Genomic DNA, 14,363 nt, shown 5'->3' with positions numbered 1-14,363 from the left:
GCTCATCCAGATTCCCGAAATCGTGTACTGTAACGAATTTTCAGAATACCCCCCGTTCGTTCAGCCAGCGACCATAACGGGTATCGGTGCCGATGATGTGGTCGTTGAGCCATGATTTAAGAAATCCGAGAAGTTCAAAGGCCAGAGAATGATCGCCCCCGTCCTTGAGCTTGCCCAGGAATTCCCCGACCTGCTGGATCAGCTTTTCATGAGCTTTCTTGTGTCCTGCCGCCTCGGGATAGCCGTGTTTGGCAAACAGGTCTTCCTCATACTTGAAATGATTGACGGTGTACTGGACCAACTCCGGGACCAGGGTGTTGAGACCGTGTTCCATCTTGCCCTCCTTGACGGCGGCATAGATGCGGTTGACCAGATCCACCAGATACCGGTGCTGCCGGTCCGCCTCGGCAATGTTCACCAGCAACCGGTCGGACCAGGGCATGAGTTGGGTCTGGGAACTCCCATCATCAAGCTGGAAGAAGGCGATGATCCCCTGAAGACGATTGGCCTGGGAGGCCAAGGTATCGGCCGATGCGGACATTTCCTCCGCGGCATGGGCGTTTTGTTGTATGACCGAATCGAGTTGCTCGATCGACTGCCGGACCTGGTCACTTCCCTGACTCTGTTCCCGGGAAGCCGTGGCGATCTCCTGGACAAGCCGGGAGGTTTTTTCGATGTCGGGAACCAGTTCGGCAAGAATGGACCCCGCCTGCTCCGCCACCGTGACACTGGTGGCCGAAATTCGATTGATCTCCCCCGCCGCCACCTGGCTGCGTTCCGCGAGTTTGCGCACCTCGGCGGCAACCACGGCGAATCCCTTGCCATGTTCCCCCGCCCGCGCGGCCTCGATCGCCGCGTTCAGAGCCAACAAATTGGTCTGGCGGGAGATTTCCTCGATGATGGAAATTTTTTCGGCAATGGCCTTCATCGCCACCACCGCCCGGGACACCACCTGCCCTCCTTCATCCGCCCTCCGGGCATTTCCCTGGGCCAAACGCTCGGTCGTGGTGGCATTATCGGTACTGTGATGAATGTTGGCCGCCATCTCCGTGACGGCCGCCGAGGTTTCCTCGACCGAGGCGGCCTGCTCGGTCGCCCCCTCCGAAACCCGCACCGCCGCCACGCTCACCTTGGCGCTCTCCGCCACGACATGTTCTCCCACCTCCACCAGGGACCGCACCGTCCGGTTCAGATTGTCCACCATTCCCGCCATCGCCCCATACAGGCCAATCCCGGATCGGGATGCATCAAACGTCAGGGAAAGATCGCCCCGGGATACCTTCTCGGCGATGGCCACCACCTCCGCCGGCTCCCCGCCCAACTGGCGGAAGATTCGCCGCGCCATGAATATCAAGAAAAGAATGCCCGCCACCACGACTGCCGCCGCGATCACCACCACCCCGCGCAACGACCGTACCACCCCCTGGGTCCGCTCCGTCGATTCACGGGCCATCGTCTCCACTGCCCGGTTCATCGCCTTGAGCAAAGCCATGTTGTCCACGATCAAACGTTCCTTGATCGCCTCAAGATTGGAAGAATCTCCAAGCCCCCCCTCGATGTTTTTCCTGAATCCGGTCCAGATCGACGCCACCTCCGCCAACTGCCCGCGCACCTCGGGAGAAGGACGGTTCATCGTCAACATTGGCGCCGCTCGATTCAGTTCCGCCGGGGCCTCTGCACCGTTCATCAGGCCCTGAAGCGTCTCCTCGAACGCCCACAGCGTCATGCCCAACGATTCCCGTATCTCGGGAGTCGGACGGGCCAACGCGATGAAGAACTCCTTTGTCATCTTCTGCGTCAACATGCGCTGTCGCCCCGCAAGGTTGATGGTATCGGCGTCTTGATTGTCCAACCGCGCCGAAAGCCAAAGCGAAACCCCCGTCAGGAGCGCCATCACCAGAAAAAAAACTCCAAGCAGCATGAACGACGACCGTACCCCCCAGCCGCCTCCCTTTTCAGTCGTTCCCATATCATCCCCCATCGTTGCCGACCCGTGATCCAAGCCCATCGTGCCTTGACCCAATTTGTACATGAACGGCACGTTATTATGACTTGACCTTGATCAAGATTCTACGACACAGGAACAGAATATTGCAACAGAAAGATGGGAATGAAAATCAAACTGGCAAGCCTTCTCCTTCAAAAACGATCAGGCCAAGCCATTGGGTGTGGGGAGATGTCTCTTTTGTCATGAGGCGGGATGATGGCGATCGGTATGAAACTTATTGACATTTCAATCAATACGGAAGAAAGTCTTGAAAAGGCGGGCCGGAATTTTGGGAAATCAGCCGCTCAAGGTGGTACACTATGGGTGAACATGGGTGGTACACTATAGGCGGCTACTGACATCACATGAATGCGATGAAGAAAGACTGAAAACCAGTTTATACGAGATGGCCGTTTGTCGGATTTGCGTTGAACCAGCACAGGATGAAACAGCAGGATCAAGTATCTGGAGCGAGTAATGGGCAAACATGACAAAACGCTTTGGCGTGTTTTAAGCGGACGCGCTGATGCCAACCTGTCGTTTGAGGATTTGCGAGGATTACTCCTTTCTCTGGAGTTCAAAGAGCGTATTCGAGGTGATCATCATATCTTCAATCATGATGGAATGCTGGAAATCTTGAATCTTCAACCCAGGAACGGGAATGCCAAACCTTACCAAGTCAAGCAAGTGCGCAGTCTGATACTCAAATATAAATTGGGGATGCCCTATGACGACACGCTATGAAATCATCATGTACTGGAGCGACGAAGATCAATCTTTTATCGCTGAGGCTCCAGAACTGCCAGGTTGCATGGCCGATGGACCTACTCGTCAACAAGCCATGGAAAAAATAGAACAAATTATGGAGGAATGGATTGAGACAGCAACCTCTCTTGGACGAGCCATTCCAGAACCCAAGGGGGTAACCGTTCACCCCCCCTTGACAAAGTTGGCATGTTAATGAGAGTTTAACTGGATGAGTCCTACATAGGATCGTTGGCGCATGACCAATTGAGGGTGCTGTCGCTTAAACTTCTGGCCAACCTCAAGGTCGCCCGTGATCGGCTCAACCGCACACATCAAAACAGTTCCGTCCTCCTTGGACCGGTGGAACCAAGGCTGCCGGGTGAAACAGAGGCTTGGCATCTACGAGATGGCCGTTTGTCGGATTTGCGCTGAACCAGCACATTGTTTCTGGATTCAAATATTGTGCTCTATGGAAGTAATCGTTCACATATCTGGTAACAGCCTGGTATTAACCCCTTGCAGATCGTCCTGGGAGGGGTTTGTTGATGGCTTCTCGGTAGCAGAAAATGATTTTCTCAAACACGTAGAGGAAAAGGCAGAGGACCTTCCCAGAAAGACTTTTGAGTGATCCGTTATCTGTTGGATACGAACGCATGTATCGGAATCTATGGTGGACCCCAGAAAGATGACCGTTGGTCAGGCCATAATTCCTCCCCCTGGATTGAACAAACGATCAGACCCGGCCATGGCCTTGGCCATCCATGGCGGTGGACCGTCGGCCAGACGCCCCTGAATCCGCTCAAGGATTTCCAAAATCGGTACGACCCGGGAAACCTTCAACGGCATCACCCCTGCCTGGCTCACCCGCCCTGCGGCTGGACCACCGATGGCCTGCATGCAAACCACCTGGCAATCGCGAATCAAGGTCGTCCGTCCTTCGGTGCCGAGACCTTCACAAGAGCGCCCCTCCAGGGTGACAATCCGGGCCACCGAAACATCGTGGATCATAAAACGCTGGCACGAACCAAAGTGGCCATCAAGCATCCCATCCCCGTCCGATGCGCAGGCCACGCGAATGCTGCCCGCCCTCCGAGGCAGAAAATCACCTTGAACCATCGCCATTCTCCAAAAAAAAGGGGGGCAGCCCAATACCACCCCCAGAATCGACACTATCCCTTTCGTACCCGAATTTCGAGCGGCAGACTGGGACGCGCCGGCAACGGATCGATCAGAAACACCGTTCCATCTTCCAACTGCAACCGGCCACCCCAACGTCGCTCCTCGTCATGCTCCAGTGCGACCACCTTTCCTTCAAGATCCTTCTTGGCCACATAACAGATCAGATTTCCTCCCATGTCGCGACGCAACATGATTTTGGGCATGGCAACATCCTTTCATCAACGAATCAGGTCGAAGTTGTAGTCGGTCGTGCCATAGCCCATGGTTTTTCGATCCAGTTCCGCAAGCAGGGTGTTGACCACCTCGGTCAGGATGTACATTCCCCCTTCATATCCCAGGGTCGTATTCCGGTGCAGATGGTGGCGGTCGAAAATGGGAAATCCAAGACGCACCAGAGGAACCTCGAACGCCTCTCCCTTGTGCCGGGTATCGCGCTGAATAAACTTGCCATAGGAATTGCCGATCAGAAAATCGGGCCGTTCCTCGAATACCAGGGAACGCAGGTGCCACAGGTCCCTGCCGATGTGCAATTGCGCCGATTTTCCAAACGGACTTTCATCCAGGATCTTCTTCAACCGCTTGCCAACCTGTTTGCTGGCGTTGTGAATCAGGACATGCAACGGCTCGACCCCCAACTCCATCATGAACTTGCACATTCCCATGACAAAATCGGGATCACCATACAGTGACACCTTGCGTCCATGCAGCCAGGCCTGGGAATCGGCCATCATGTCCACCAGGCGCCCGCGTTCCAATTCGAGTGACGGAGGGATCGCCTTTCCGGTCAACTCCGACACCTTCATCAGAAAGGCATCGGTCCATTCCAGCCCCATGGGGGGAAGAACCGCCTGCCCGGGTTGGCCCCAGGTATCCTGAATAAACTTTCGGGTCTTGGTTCCGGTGCAGACCGGCTGAACCATCAGGGTATCGATGGCATTGGGGGCATCCTTGATTTCCTCAACGGTCGTCCCCCCCGAATACATTCGATAATGACCGTCCGCAGGGGTATCGAGGACCTCCGAGGGATCCGACAACAGGGTGTATTCAACCCCCATTTCCTCCATGTAACGACGCAACAAACGGTAATTGCCCAGGTAGGTCTCAAATCCGGGAATGATGTTGATTTTTCCGTTGGACCCGACCTTTTTCTCATGGACCTCATTCAGGGTGAAATAACGCAGAATTCCTTCCATCATGTTGTCGTAGCCGGTGGTATGACTGCCGACAAAGCTCGGTGTGTGGGCGGAGGGAGTATGCGCCTCCATGGGAATATGCCCATTCTTCTTGGCGTTGGTGATGAAGGCATGGAGGTCGTCGCCGATCACCTCGGCCATGCAGGTCGTGGATACGGCGATGATGTTGGGCTTGTAAAGGGCATGGGCATTCTTGAGGCCGGCATCCATGTTCGGATGCCCGCCGAAAACCGCCGCATCCTCCGTCATCGAATCGGACACGCAGGCGATGGGTTCCTTGAAGTGACGGTTGAAATAGGTGCGAAAATAGGCGACGCACCCCTGCGATCCATGGACATAGGGAAGGGTATCCTTGAATCCCAGGGCGCACAGAACCGCACCCAACGGTTGACACGCCTTCGCCGGATTGATGGTCAGTGCCTCGCGCTTGAAATTGAGTTCCTTGTATTCGGGCGAGGTGGTCCACTGAAATGTTTCTTCCAGTTTCTCCATGTCGGCCTTGTTTTCGAACCGGGCCGCCTTGGCGGCCAACATGTCCCGATATTCCGGTTCGCGAAACAATGGATGACAGGGAAGAATGTTTTCTGCCGATTGACTCATGGTCATGATTCCTTTCCGATGCCACCGTGGCGTGGCTTGAGGTGAACCGATCGCCTGGAGGCGATCATTTCCAGGGGGGCTTGAGCCGGCTCCAGACAGGACTGTTCACCGCCATGTCCATGTCCCGGGCAAAGATGGCAAATCCATCGTAGCCGTGATACGGGCCGGAATAGTCCCAGGAATGCATCTGCCGAAACGGAATCCCCATTTTCTGGAACACATACTTTTCCTTGATCCCCGCCCCGATCAGATCGGGACGCAACCGTTCGGCGAACCGCTCCATCTCCACCGCCGTCACATCGTCATACAACAAGGTCGCATCGCCCATTTCCTTCATCGTCCGGTCATAATCGTCATTGTGACCGAACTCGTAGCCCGTCCCCACCACCTCCATCCCCAGATCCTCATAGGCGCCGACAACATGCCGCGGACGCAGTCCGCCGACATAAAGCATCACCCTTTTTCCCGCCAACCGCGGACGGTATCTGCCGATGATCGCCTCCATCATGGGTGTGTATTTGGCGATCACCCGCTCCGCCCCTTCCTTGATCGTGTCGTCGAAATGGGTCGCGATCTCCCGCAACGATTTGGCAATCTTCGTCGGTCCGAAAAAATTGTATTCAAGCCAGGGGATGCCATATTTCGCCTCCATATGGCGCGAAATGTAGTTCATCGAACGATAACAGTGCAGCAGATTGAGGCGCACGCTCGAACAGCGCTGCAATTCCGCCAGGGTTCCATCCCCGGACCACTGCGACACCACGTTCAACCCCATCTCCTCCAACAAAATACGCGACGACCAGGCATCCCCACCGATGTTGTAATCGCCGATGATGGCAACATCATAAGGCCCACCGTCCACCTTGGGCTGTTTGTCGAGAATCCAGTCGCGAATGGTATCGTTGGCAATATGATGCCCCAACGATTGCGATACCCCGCGAAATCCCTCGCAACGGACCGGAACCACGGGCTTGCCCAAAGATTCGGAACTCTTTCGCGCCACCGATTCGATGTCGTCGCCGATCAGGCCGACCGGACATTCCGACTGCACCGTCACCCCCTTGTTCAATGGAAAGAGGGCATCGATTTCATCGATCATTTTGGCCAGTTTCTTGTCGCCACCGAAAACGATGTCCTTTTCCTGAAAGTCGGAAGTGAAATTCATCGTCCCGAACGTGTTGACCCCGGTATAACCCACATAATAATTGCGCCGTCCCGCCCGGGAGTACTGTCCACACCCCACCGGACCATGGGAAATATGAATCATATCCTTGATGGGACCCCAGACCACCCCCTTGGAACCGGCATAGGCGCACCCCCTTGCCGTCATCACCCCCGGAAGCGATTTCCGATTGGAGACAATGCAGTTGGATTGCTGGCCCTCCTGTTCGTTGACCGCAAGGTGCTGGGCGCGATCCTTCCTGGCAGTCTCGGGATAGAGTTCAAGAACTTCCTGGATGAGGCCCCTGGCCTCCTCTTTGGTCAAAGCCGACATGATGGTTCTCCATGAACTTCCGCTGGTATCGACAGATTCCTTCAAAGCGAAGGTTGAATCGGGATCATACGTTCCTGTTCCGCCGTCCGACCGATGATCGATTCGTCCTCCTCCTCCAGAATGCCGAATTCGAGCAGCAGATCTTCCAGTTCATCCATCGTCAGGGGGGTTGGGACAACCAGATTCTTGTTGTCGATGATTTTCTTCGACAACGTGCGGTATTCATCCGCCTGGATGCACTTGGGATTGTATTCGATCACCGTCATGCGGCGGATTTCGGCCCGTTGCACATCGTTATGACGCGGCACGAAGTGAATCATCTGGGTTCCCAGTTTTCGCGCCAGGGCTTCGATCAGTTCATCCTCACGGTCGGTATTGCGGGAATTGCAGATCAACCCCGCCAGCCGGACACTGCCGGAACTGGCATATTTGACGATTCCCTTGCAAATATTGTTGGCCGCATACATGGCCATCATCTCGCCCGAGACCACAATGTAAATCTCCTGGGCCTTGTTCTGGCGAATCGGCATGGCAAAACCGCCGCACACGACATCACCCAACACATCGTAAAACACAAAGTCGAGATCCTCCTCGTAGGCCCCCTCTTCCTCCAAAAAGTTGATCGCCGTGATGACCCCCCGTCCCGCACAGCCAACCCCCGGTTCCGGACCACCCGATTCCACACATTTGATACCGGCATAACCCGACTTCAACACATCATCCAGTTCCAGATCTTCCACCGAACCGGCATCGGCGGCCATCTGCATGATGGTGGACTGGGCCTTGGAGTGCAGTATCAGACGGGTTGAATCGGCCTTGGGGTCACAGCCGACGATCATGACCTTCTTGCCCAGCTCCGCCAGGCCCGCAACCAGATTCTGGGTCGTCGTGGACTTGCCGATGCCACCTTTTCCGTAAATCGCGCATTGACGTATCGCCATGGGTACCGCCTCCTCGTTTGTTTGATGAACTGCCTTCCATCCTGCCTTTACTACCGCCAATGGCGTGCCAGTTTGGCATATCTATTGTAAGATTATGATACAAAACGATTTAGACGCTCCATTTTTCCAGGAATACGGGGGAGGAAATGCGACAGAAGGACCCACTTGGTCGTGAAGACGACATTGCCGATGGACAGCGGCTGGCACTACCAAAAAATGCCCAGAGCCCATTCAATCATACCAATCTTGGAACCAACGCCCTGGGAGGACTCGCCTTTCAAAAAAGCCCGATTCCTCTGGAACTGGTTGGCGTGCGGGAGATGCACCACGAACTGTTCGACAAGCTGGCGCCACTCGCGACCCATGCCGAGCGGGCGGTTCAATTCATGGATTACATGACCGTCCATTTCTACATGCGCCACCTGGAACGGGCAGGCTTCAGCGCCGGCGGACGCACCGACCGGCACAAAATCGATTATCAGCGAATTCTTCGCGGCTGGATGTTCAATCCCGACGGACGCGAGGCCGCAGTCCTGAAAGGATGGGTCGCCAGCCGCTTCGGTCTGCTTCCCCGCCACCACAACGGTCCCCTCGACGATTACGAAGGGGAGCCGTTCCAGAAATTCTTGAAAATGCAAAGCGCGGGTCTCTACAACACCAATGCCCTGGAATCACAACTCGATGTCCTCTACGCCTACAGCCAGTACGAATTGGCCCGCACCCATCCCGACCATCGCCACTGGCTCCTCTATCGCGGGTTCAATGGTCTGGGAGAACAGGACATCCGTCTGCGCCATGGCAAACGTCGCGCCGTTGTCCTGCTCAACAACCTCAACTCCTTCAGCGAGTTTCGCGAACGGGCCGACGAATTCGGCGACACCATCATGGAAGTCCAGGTACCCCTCCCCAAGATTGTCTTTTTCCACGGTCTTTTGCCCGGCGCCTTCAAGGGTGAAGGAGAAGTCATGGTCATCGGCGGGTTGTACGAGGTCCGCCTGTCCTCCTGACCCACCGTGCAAACATTGAAAAACAGGGCTGCCTGATATTCAATCAATTTGATGATGTTATCAGCAATTTTTTGCCCTCCGGCAATGCAAACTCGTGGATAAAGTGATAAATTTCAATTTTATATCAATAACTTGTTTGCTTGGCATAATCCATGCGGTCTGAAACAGGTGGTTTTGTAGCCGTGTGACCGGTTCAAAGCAACCGACCGCCTCTGGCCGTGCCACGCCCTCGATTTCAGGAGTTTGCCATGGATCTCCACACCGCCTCATCGTTTTCCCTCACCCGAAACGCCGTCATTGCCAGCCAGCTCAAAGCGATTTTTCTCGTCAGCCAAGCCGTCGCCGAAGCGGGTACCCTGGCCATTGCCATGCGCGCATTATTGGAAATTCTCGATCAGGAGGCGGGGCTTGGGCGTGGTGCGGTCACCCTGATGGATGGAAAGACCGGTGGACTCCTGGTCCAGGCCGCCCATGATGGCGGGCCGCTGCCACTCAAGAAGGTCTATTACCACTCCGGCGAAGGGATGGTGGGCTTGATCGCTCAAAGTGGCCATTCGATGGTGGTTGAACAACCCCTGGAAGAACCACGTTTTGTTCGCCGTCTTGGATTGATGGACCCGAACCGTCCCTTCATCGGCGTCCCGATCCGTCTCAGTGAACAGAATGTCGGCGGTGTACTGACAGCACAACCCAATCTGGGAAACCGGCAATTCCTGGACTGGCAAACCCTGACCCTGGAAACGGTCGCCAACATTCTGGCCCAACGACTTCAAGGAAGCCGCGAAATCGTGGTTCCCTCCCCCGAGACCGTCCCACGGATCGAAACGACCGATCCCCACCCGCAACCCTCCCGTACCAACCGGGGTACCGGGTTTGATCCGCGCCATCTGATCCGCTCCCGTTCGTATCGCATGGAACCCATCTTTCAACGGATCGAACAGGCGGCGCGTTGGGACTCTCCGGTATTGATTCAGGGAGAATCGGGAACCGGAAAGGAACTGGTGGCCCAGGCCATTCACCAGGCAGGCAATGGCGGAACCAACCGGCCATTCGTCAAGGTCAATTGCACCGCCCTTTCCGATACCCTCCTCGAATCGGAACTGTTCGGCCACGAAAAAGGGGCCTTTACCGGCGCGGTCCATGCCAAACCGGGCCGTTTTGAGCTGGCCGATGGCGGTACCTTGTTTCTGGATGAGATCGGCGACATATCCGCCTCGTTCCAAAGCAAACTCCTGCGGGTATTACAGGAAGGAGAGTTCGAACGTGTCGGTGGGGTCCGGACACTTCGTGTCCAGGTCCGCATCATCACCGCCACCAATGTCGATCTGTTTGCCCGGGTTCGCGACGGATCGTTCCGTTCCGATCTGTTTTACAGGCTGTTTGTCCTGCCAATCCACGTACCGGCATTGCGCGAACGCCCCGAGGACATTCCCCTTCTGACCGATCATTTTCTCGCCCGGACCAGCCAGAGGCAACATCGCCCCCTGAACATCACCCCTGGCGCCCGGGAAGCGCTCGCCAACAATCCCTGGCACGGCAACGTGCGTGAACTGGAAAATTGCCTGGAACGGGCCGCGGTCATGAGCGTCGATGGGACGATCGACGCAACCCTCATCCAATTTCCCGGATTCATGGAGGAACAGGCGGCAATGTCCCTCCCCGCGTTCGGCGCGACAATCGATTGCAACGATCCCAACCTCGATGAACGCGAACAAATCCTCGCCGCCCTGGAACAGGCGGGATGGGTTCAAGCCAAGGCAGCACGGTTGCTCGGGATGACCCCGAGGCAAATCGCCTATCGCATCCGAACCCTCGACATTCCCATGCGGCGCATCTGAATCCTTGTGTCGCAAAGACGACAAAACCGATCCATTGGACGGGAAGCATCAAGAAAATATCAAATAAAATACAACAATATCAATACAATAACCATTGGCAGACTTGTTGCGGAATCATTCATCGACGAAGGGAACGGCCCGCCGACGGAAAGCAAACCGGCCATTCCCTTCGCCCGGCCCGCCAACCCTTCCGACGGATGGTTTCATCCCACCTCCGTTCCCAGGGAGATTGCCATGACACGATACACTTCCGATGCCCAACGGACCGATCAACACCCCTGCTACAACCCCCTGGTCCGGGATCAATATGCCCGCATGCATCTGGCGGTGGCGCCGGCATGCAATATTCAATGTCATTATTGCAACCGAAAGTTTGATTGCGCCAACGAGTCCCGGCCCGGAGTGGTCTCGCGACTTCTGACCCCGGAACAGGCATTGACCCGGCTGGGGCAGGTCCAGGAACGGCTGCCGCAATTGAAGGTCGTTGGGATCGCGGGTCCTGGAGATGCCCTGGCCAATGAGCGGAGGCTCTTTGAGACGTGTACGGAAATCAGGAATCGATTTCCCCATCTGATCCTGTGCCTCTCGACCAACGGCCTGGCCCTGCCGGAACACGCCGCCGCTCTTGGACACCTCGGGATTCACCATGTCACCATCACCATGAATACCCTCGATCCGGTCGTTTCCTCCCGCATCCATCCCTGGATTTTCTGGGACCATCGCAGACTTCGAGGCGTGACGGCAACGCGAATCCTGATCGAAAACCAACTTGCAGGTCTTGATGCCCTGGTCATGGCAGGGGTTCGGGTCAAGATCAACTCGGTTCTCATCCCCGGAGTCAATCACGATCATCTTGCGGAACTCAATCAGGAAATATCGCGACGCGGCGCCGCCCTGCACAACATCATGCCCCTGATCAGCGATGCGGCGCATGGCACCTACTACGGGCTTCTGGGATTTCGCAATCCCGGCGAAGAGGAACTCAAAGAAATACGCAACGGTTGCCAGGGCGCCATCCCCCAGATGACCCACTGCCGCCAATGCCGCGCCGATGCCGTGGGTCTGCTCGGGGAAGAGCAACCGCCCATGGAACAGACACGAAAACACCTCCAACCCGTCACCCCCTTGAAACGATTGTCAGGAAAAAACAGGATTCTCCCCATCCGTCCGCTGGCGACCGGGACCATCCACACTCATTCCTTCTCCCTGCGCGTCGCCGTTGCCAGTCGCACGGGAGAAAAGATCGATCAGCACTTCGGTCATGCCGATGAATTCATCCTCTATGAGGTTCACGAGGAAGGATTCCACGAAATCGACAGGATCGCGACCCGCCGTTATTGTCACGGCGGCGACGACTGTGGCGATGATGGTCGGGATCCGACCCGGATCATTCGGAGCCTGAAGGGATGTAACGCGGTGTTGTGCGAACGGATCGGCTTTGGCCCGTGGCAATCCCTGGAGGCGGCGGGTATTCAACCCGTCAACCGTTACGCCGGATATGACATCGGATCGGCCTTGCTGGCATTCCGGAGGGAATCGATCGTGGGAAGAAAAGAAACGATTCCAAACCGCCGCGCTGTTTGAGGAGACGACCATGGCCTACCGCATCGATACCCCATGCACCGGATGTTGGGCCTGCCTGCCGCTTTGTCCCAACGACGCCATCCGTCCCCACGGGACGATATTCACAATCAAGGTTTCCCACTGCACCGAATGCGACGGAGAATTCGACGATCCACAATGCGTCTCCATCTGTCCCGTGGAAGAAGCGATCCTCGATGAATCGGGACGGCCCCTCAATCCCCTGGGAAGCCTGACCGGTATTCCCGCCGCGGTGCAAAGATCGGCACGGTGGGTGTCGGGTGGGAGATTGTCCTTGTGAACGTCATCGGCTGTCACACCCGACGCGCGCCCGCGGAAGTTCCCTTGCCGCCCCCGGCGGGCCGGTTGGAAAATCCCAATCGGGAATTCATCCGCCGCATGATGGCCAGCGCCCGGAAAAAACGCGGGGTCATGCCGTTGGACCTTGGCCTGGGCCTCCAGGATCTTTACGAAATGACACATCACTTTCAACTCGTTTTACCCGACTGGAATGACGTCGCGCCCCCCAGACCCCCGCCTCTGCCCGAACGGATGGACCTCTGGAAACTTCTTCATGACCATCGGAGCGTCACCGATCGCGAGGCGCGATGGATGGCGACGATCATCGTCACGGGATGCCAGGGACCGGATCATCTGTGGTCCGATCTTGGCATGGAAAACCGTGAACAACTGAGCCGGTTGATGATGCATGATTTTTTCCCCCTGGCCTCCAGCAATACGATGAACATGAAATGGAAGAAATTTCTTTACCGCCGCTTATGTCAACGCGAGGGACTGTCGCTCTGCCCTTCCCCATCGTGCCAGGAATGTTCGGATTTCCCCCGGTGTTTCGCTCCCGAGGCGCCATCCTGAAGTCGAGCGGCTGGACCTTCGCGCAACAGCGGGCCGTGGGGGCCTATCTGGGGTTGGCCATCGGTGACGCCCTGGGGGGAACGGTTGAATTCATGCTCCCCGAAGAAATCCGGGCATCCCTGGGAATTCACGATCGGATCATCGGCGGCGGCTGGCTGCGCCTGAGGCCGGGTCAGGTGACCGACGACACCGAAATGAGTCTGGCCCTTGGCGCCGCGATCCTGGCCAGTGGTGGCCGGGTGACCGCCGAAGCGGCGGCCCGCGCCTTCGATCAATGGTTGCGCGGCAAGCCCATCGATGTCGGCAATACCGTGCGCCGGGGCATCATCAACTACCGCAACTTTGGTCGAACCGAAATGCCGGAAGATGTCCACGATGCCGGCAACGGCGCCTGCATGCGGACCCTCCCGGTCGCCCTTGCGACCCTGGGATGGCCCTGGGAGGAGGTCGTCGCCGCCTCGCGCGCCCAGGCCCACGTCACCCACCACAATCCCCTCTCCGATGCCGCCACCGAGTGCGTCATCCGCATGGTGCGGATGGCCATCGGAAACAGCACCAAGGAATCGCTAATCGATGGTCCGATGGCCGAGCTGGTCGTCCGTCATCCCGAGTTTCGTTATCGCCGCAAACGTCCCGGAACAAATCCGTCCGCCTACATCGTCGATACCATCCGCGTGGTGTTCGAGGTCTTCGAACAGACCCATGATTTTGAAACCTGTCTCGTCGAAGTGGTCAACCGCGGTGGCGATGCCGATACCACCGGCGCCATCGCCGGCATGATCGCCGGGGCCCTCCACGGCCCGGAGGCAATTCCCGAACGCTGGCTGCGCCGCCTTGAGGAAAAAACAAAAAATCAATGCATCTCCCAGGCGTTGACTTTGGTAGATAAGACATTATATACTTAAAAAAGATTATGAGATTT

Annotated in this window: 14 protein-coding genes; 8 read left to right on the top strand and 6 right to left on the bottom strand. The window is 56.5% G+C overall.

Translation table 11 applies throughout. The features are described 5' to 3' along the window. Positions 1 to 40: 40 nt before the first annotated feature. On the bottom strand, positions 41 to 1,969 hold the full coding sequence (locus tag HQL76_12280) for a bacteriohemerythrin (protein ID MBF0109943.1): 1,929 nt from the start codon (positions 1,967 to 1,969) through the stop codon (positions 41 to 43). Between the two features lie 495 nt (positions 1,970 to 2,464). Here HQL76_12280 and HQL76_12275 point away from each other — a divergent pair, with 495 nt between their 5' ends. Next, positions 2,465 to 2,731 carry a type II toxin-antitoxin system HicA family toxin gene (locus HQL76_12275; protein MBF0109942.1) on the top strand — a complete coding sequence of 89 codons (267 nt, stop codon included), beginning with the start codon at positions 2,465 to 2,467 and terminating at the stop codon, positions 2,729 to 2,731. Further along, positions 2,715 to 2,948 carry a type II toxin-antitoxin system HicB family antitoxin gene (locus tag HQL76_12270; protein MBF0109941.1) on the top strand — a complete coding sequence of 78 codons (234 nt, stop codon included), beginning with the start codon at positions 2,715 to 2,717 and terminating at the stop codon, positions 2,946 to 2,948. The genes HQL76_12275 and HQL76_12270 overlap by 17 nt, the downstream gene beginning before the upstream one ends. Positions 2,949 to 3,430: 482 nt before the next feature. Here HQL76_12270 and HQL76_12265 read toward each other — a convergent pair whose 3' ends face one another. The 5 genes from HQL76_12265 to nifH form a co-directional block, all read right to left on the bottom strand. Next, positions 3,431 to 3,850, bottom strand: a complete 420-nt coding sequence (locus HQL76_12265; GenBank protein MBF0109940.1) for a hypothetical protein — start codon at positions 3,848 to 3,850, stop codon at positions 3,431 to 3,433. Positions 3,851 to 3,903: 53 nt separating this feature from the next. Next, entirely contained in the window at positions 3,904 to 4,116 is a 213-nt protein-coding gene (gene nifT, locus HQL76_12260) for a putative nitrogen fixation protein NifT (protein MBF0109939.1), read from the bottom strand. Between the two features lie 15 nt (positions 4,117 to 4,131). Next, a complete protein-coding gene (nifK, locus tag HQL76_12255) occupies positions 4,132 to 5,706 on the bottom strand; it encodes a nitrogenase molybdenum-iron protein subunit beta (GenBank protein ID MBF0109938.1) in 1,575 nt (524 codons plus the stop codon). Positions 5,707 to 5,770: 64 nt separating this feature from the next. Then, complete coding sequence (nifD, locus tag HQL76_12250) at positions 5,771 to 7,201, bottom strand: nitrogenase molybdenum-iron protein alpha chain (GenBank protein MBF0109937.1); 1,431 nt, start codon at positions 7,199 to 7,201, stop codon at positions 5,771 to 5,773. Positions 7,202 to 7,242: 41 nt separating this feature from the next. Then, positions 7,243 to 8,142, bottom strand: coding sequence for a nitrogenase iron protein (gene nifH / locus HQL76_12245; GenBank protein ID MBF0109936.1), 900 nt, complete (start codon positions 8,140 to 8,142; stop codon positions 7,243 to 7,245). 146 nt (positions 8,143 to 8,288) lie between these two features. Here nifH and HQL76_12240 point away from each other — a divergent pair, with 146 nt between their 5' ends. From HQL76_12240 to draG, 6 genes are all read left to right on the top strand, one after another. Next, positions 8,289 to 9,149 (top strand): NAD(+)--dinitrogen-reductase ADP-D-ribosyltransferase, encoded by an 861-nt coding sequence (locus HQL76_12240; GenBank protein ID MBF0109935.1) that lies wholly within the window; start codon positions 8,289 to 8,291, stop codon positions 9,147 to 9,149. 248 nt (positions 9,150 to 9,397) lie between these two features. Continuing rightward, the gene (locus HQL76_12235; protein ID MBF0109934.1) at positions 9,398 to 10,987 is read left to right on the top strand and encodes a sigma 54-interacting transcriptional regulator; all 1,590 of its coding nucleotides are present in this window, start codon (positions 9,398 to 9,400) and stop codon (positions 10,985 to 10,987) included. Positions 10,988 to 11,221: 234 nt separating this feature from the next. Then, complete coding sequence (nifB, locus tag HQL76_12230) at positions 11,222 to 12,571, top strand: nitrogenase cofactor biosynthesis protein NifB (GenBank protein MBF0109933.1); 1,350 nt, start codon at positions 11,222 to 11,224, stop codon at positions 12,569 to 12,571. A 10-nt stretch (positions 12,572 to 12,581) separates the two neighbouring features. Then, positions 12,582 to 12,869, top strand: a complete 288-nt coding sequence (locus HQL76_12225) for a 4Fe-4S binding protein (protein MBF0109932.1) — start codon at positions 12,582 to 12,584, stop codon at positions 12,867 to 12,869. Continuing rightward, entirely contained in the window at positions 12,866 to 13,441 is a 576-nt protein-coding gene (locus HQL76_12220) for a nitrogen fixation protein NifQ (GenBank protein ID MBF0109931.1), read from the top strand. The genes HQL76_12225 and HQL76_12220 overlap by 4 nt, the downstream gene beginning before the upstream one ends. Next, positions 13,396 to 14,346 carry an ADP-ribosyl-[dinitrogen reductase] hydrolase gene (draG, locus tag HQL76_12215; protein ID MBF0109930.1) on the top strand — a complete coding sequence of 317 codons (951 nt, stop codon included), beginning with the start codon at positions 13,396 to 13,398 and terminating at the stop codon, positions 14,344 to 14,346. The genes HQL76_12220 and draG overlap by 46 nt, the downstream gene beginning before the upstream one ends. The last annotated feature ends 17 nt before the right edge of the window (positions 14,347 to 14,363 follow it).

The sequence above is a fragment of the Magnetococcales bacterium genome (assembly GCA_015228815.1).
Lineage (GTDB): Bacteria > Pseudomonadota > Magnetococcia > Magnetococcales > UBA8363 > UBA8363.
This window is presented reverse-complemented; position numbering and strand designations above follow the sequence as displayed.

What these genes read in the sequence shown, in the direction of transcription:
- HQL76_12240 (MBF0109935.1), top strand. Translation starts at nt 8,289, where the DNA reads ATGCGACAGAAGGACCCACTTGGTCGTGAAGACGACATTGCCGATGGA.
- HQL76_12225 (MBF0109932.1), top strand. Translation starts at nt 12,582, where the DNA reads ATGGCCTACCGCATCGATACCCCATGCACCGGATGTTGGGCCTGCCTG.
- draG (MBF0109930.1), top strand. Translation starts at nt 13,396, where the DNA reads ATGTTCGGATTTCCCCCGGTGTTTCGCTCCCGAGGCGCCATCCTGAAG.
- nifD (MBF0109937.1), bottom strand. Translation starts at nt 7,201, where the DNA reads ATGTCGGCTTTGACCAAAGAGGAGGCCAGGGGCCTCATCCAGGAAGTT.
- HQL76_12280 (MBF0109943.1), bottom strand. Translation starts at nt 1,969, where the DNA reads ATGGGAACGACTGAAAAGGGAGGCGGCTGGGGGGTACGGTCGTCGTTC.
- HQL76_12235 (MBF0109934.1), top strand. Translation starts at nt 9,398, where the DNA reads ATGGATCTCCACACCGCCTCATCGTTTTCCCTCACCCGAAACGCCGTC.
- nifT (MBF0109939.1), bottom strand. Translation starts at nt 4,116, where the DNA reads ATGCCCAAAATCATGTTGCGTCGCGACATGGGAGGAAATCTGATCTGT.
- HQL76_12275 (MBF0109942.1), top strand. Translation starts at nt 2,465, where the DNA reads ATGGGCAAACATGACAAAACGCTTTGGCGTGTTTTAAGCGGACGCGCT.
- nifB (MBF0109933.1), top strand. Translation starts at nt 11,222, where the DNA reads ATGACACGATACACTTCCGATGCCCAACGGACCGATCAACACCCCTGC.
- nifK (MBF0109938.1), bottom strand. Translation starts at nt 5,706, where the DNA reads ATGAGTCAATCGGCAGAAAACATTCTTCCCTGTCATCCATTGTTTCGC.
- nifH (MBF0109936.1), bottom strand. Translation starts at nt 8,142, where the DNA reads ATGGCGATACGTCAATGCGCGATTTACGGAAAAGGTGGCATCGGCAAG.
- HQL76_12270 (MBF0109941.1), top strand. Translation starts at nt 2,715, where the DNA reads ATGACGACACGCTATGAAATCATCATGTACTGGAGCGACGAAGATCAA.
- HQL76_12265 (MBF0109940.1), bottom strand. Translation starts at nt 3,850, where the DNA reads ATGGTTCAAGGTGATTTTCTGCCTCGGAGGGCGGGCAGCATTCGCGTG.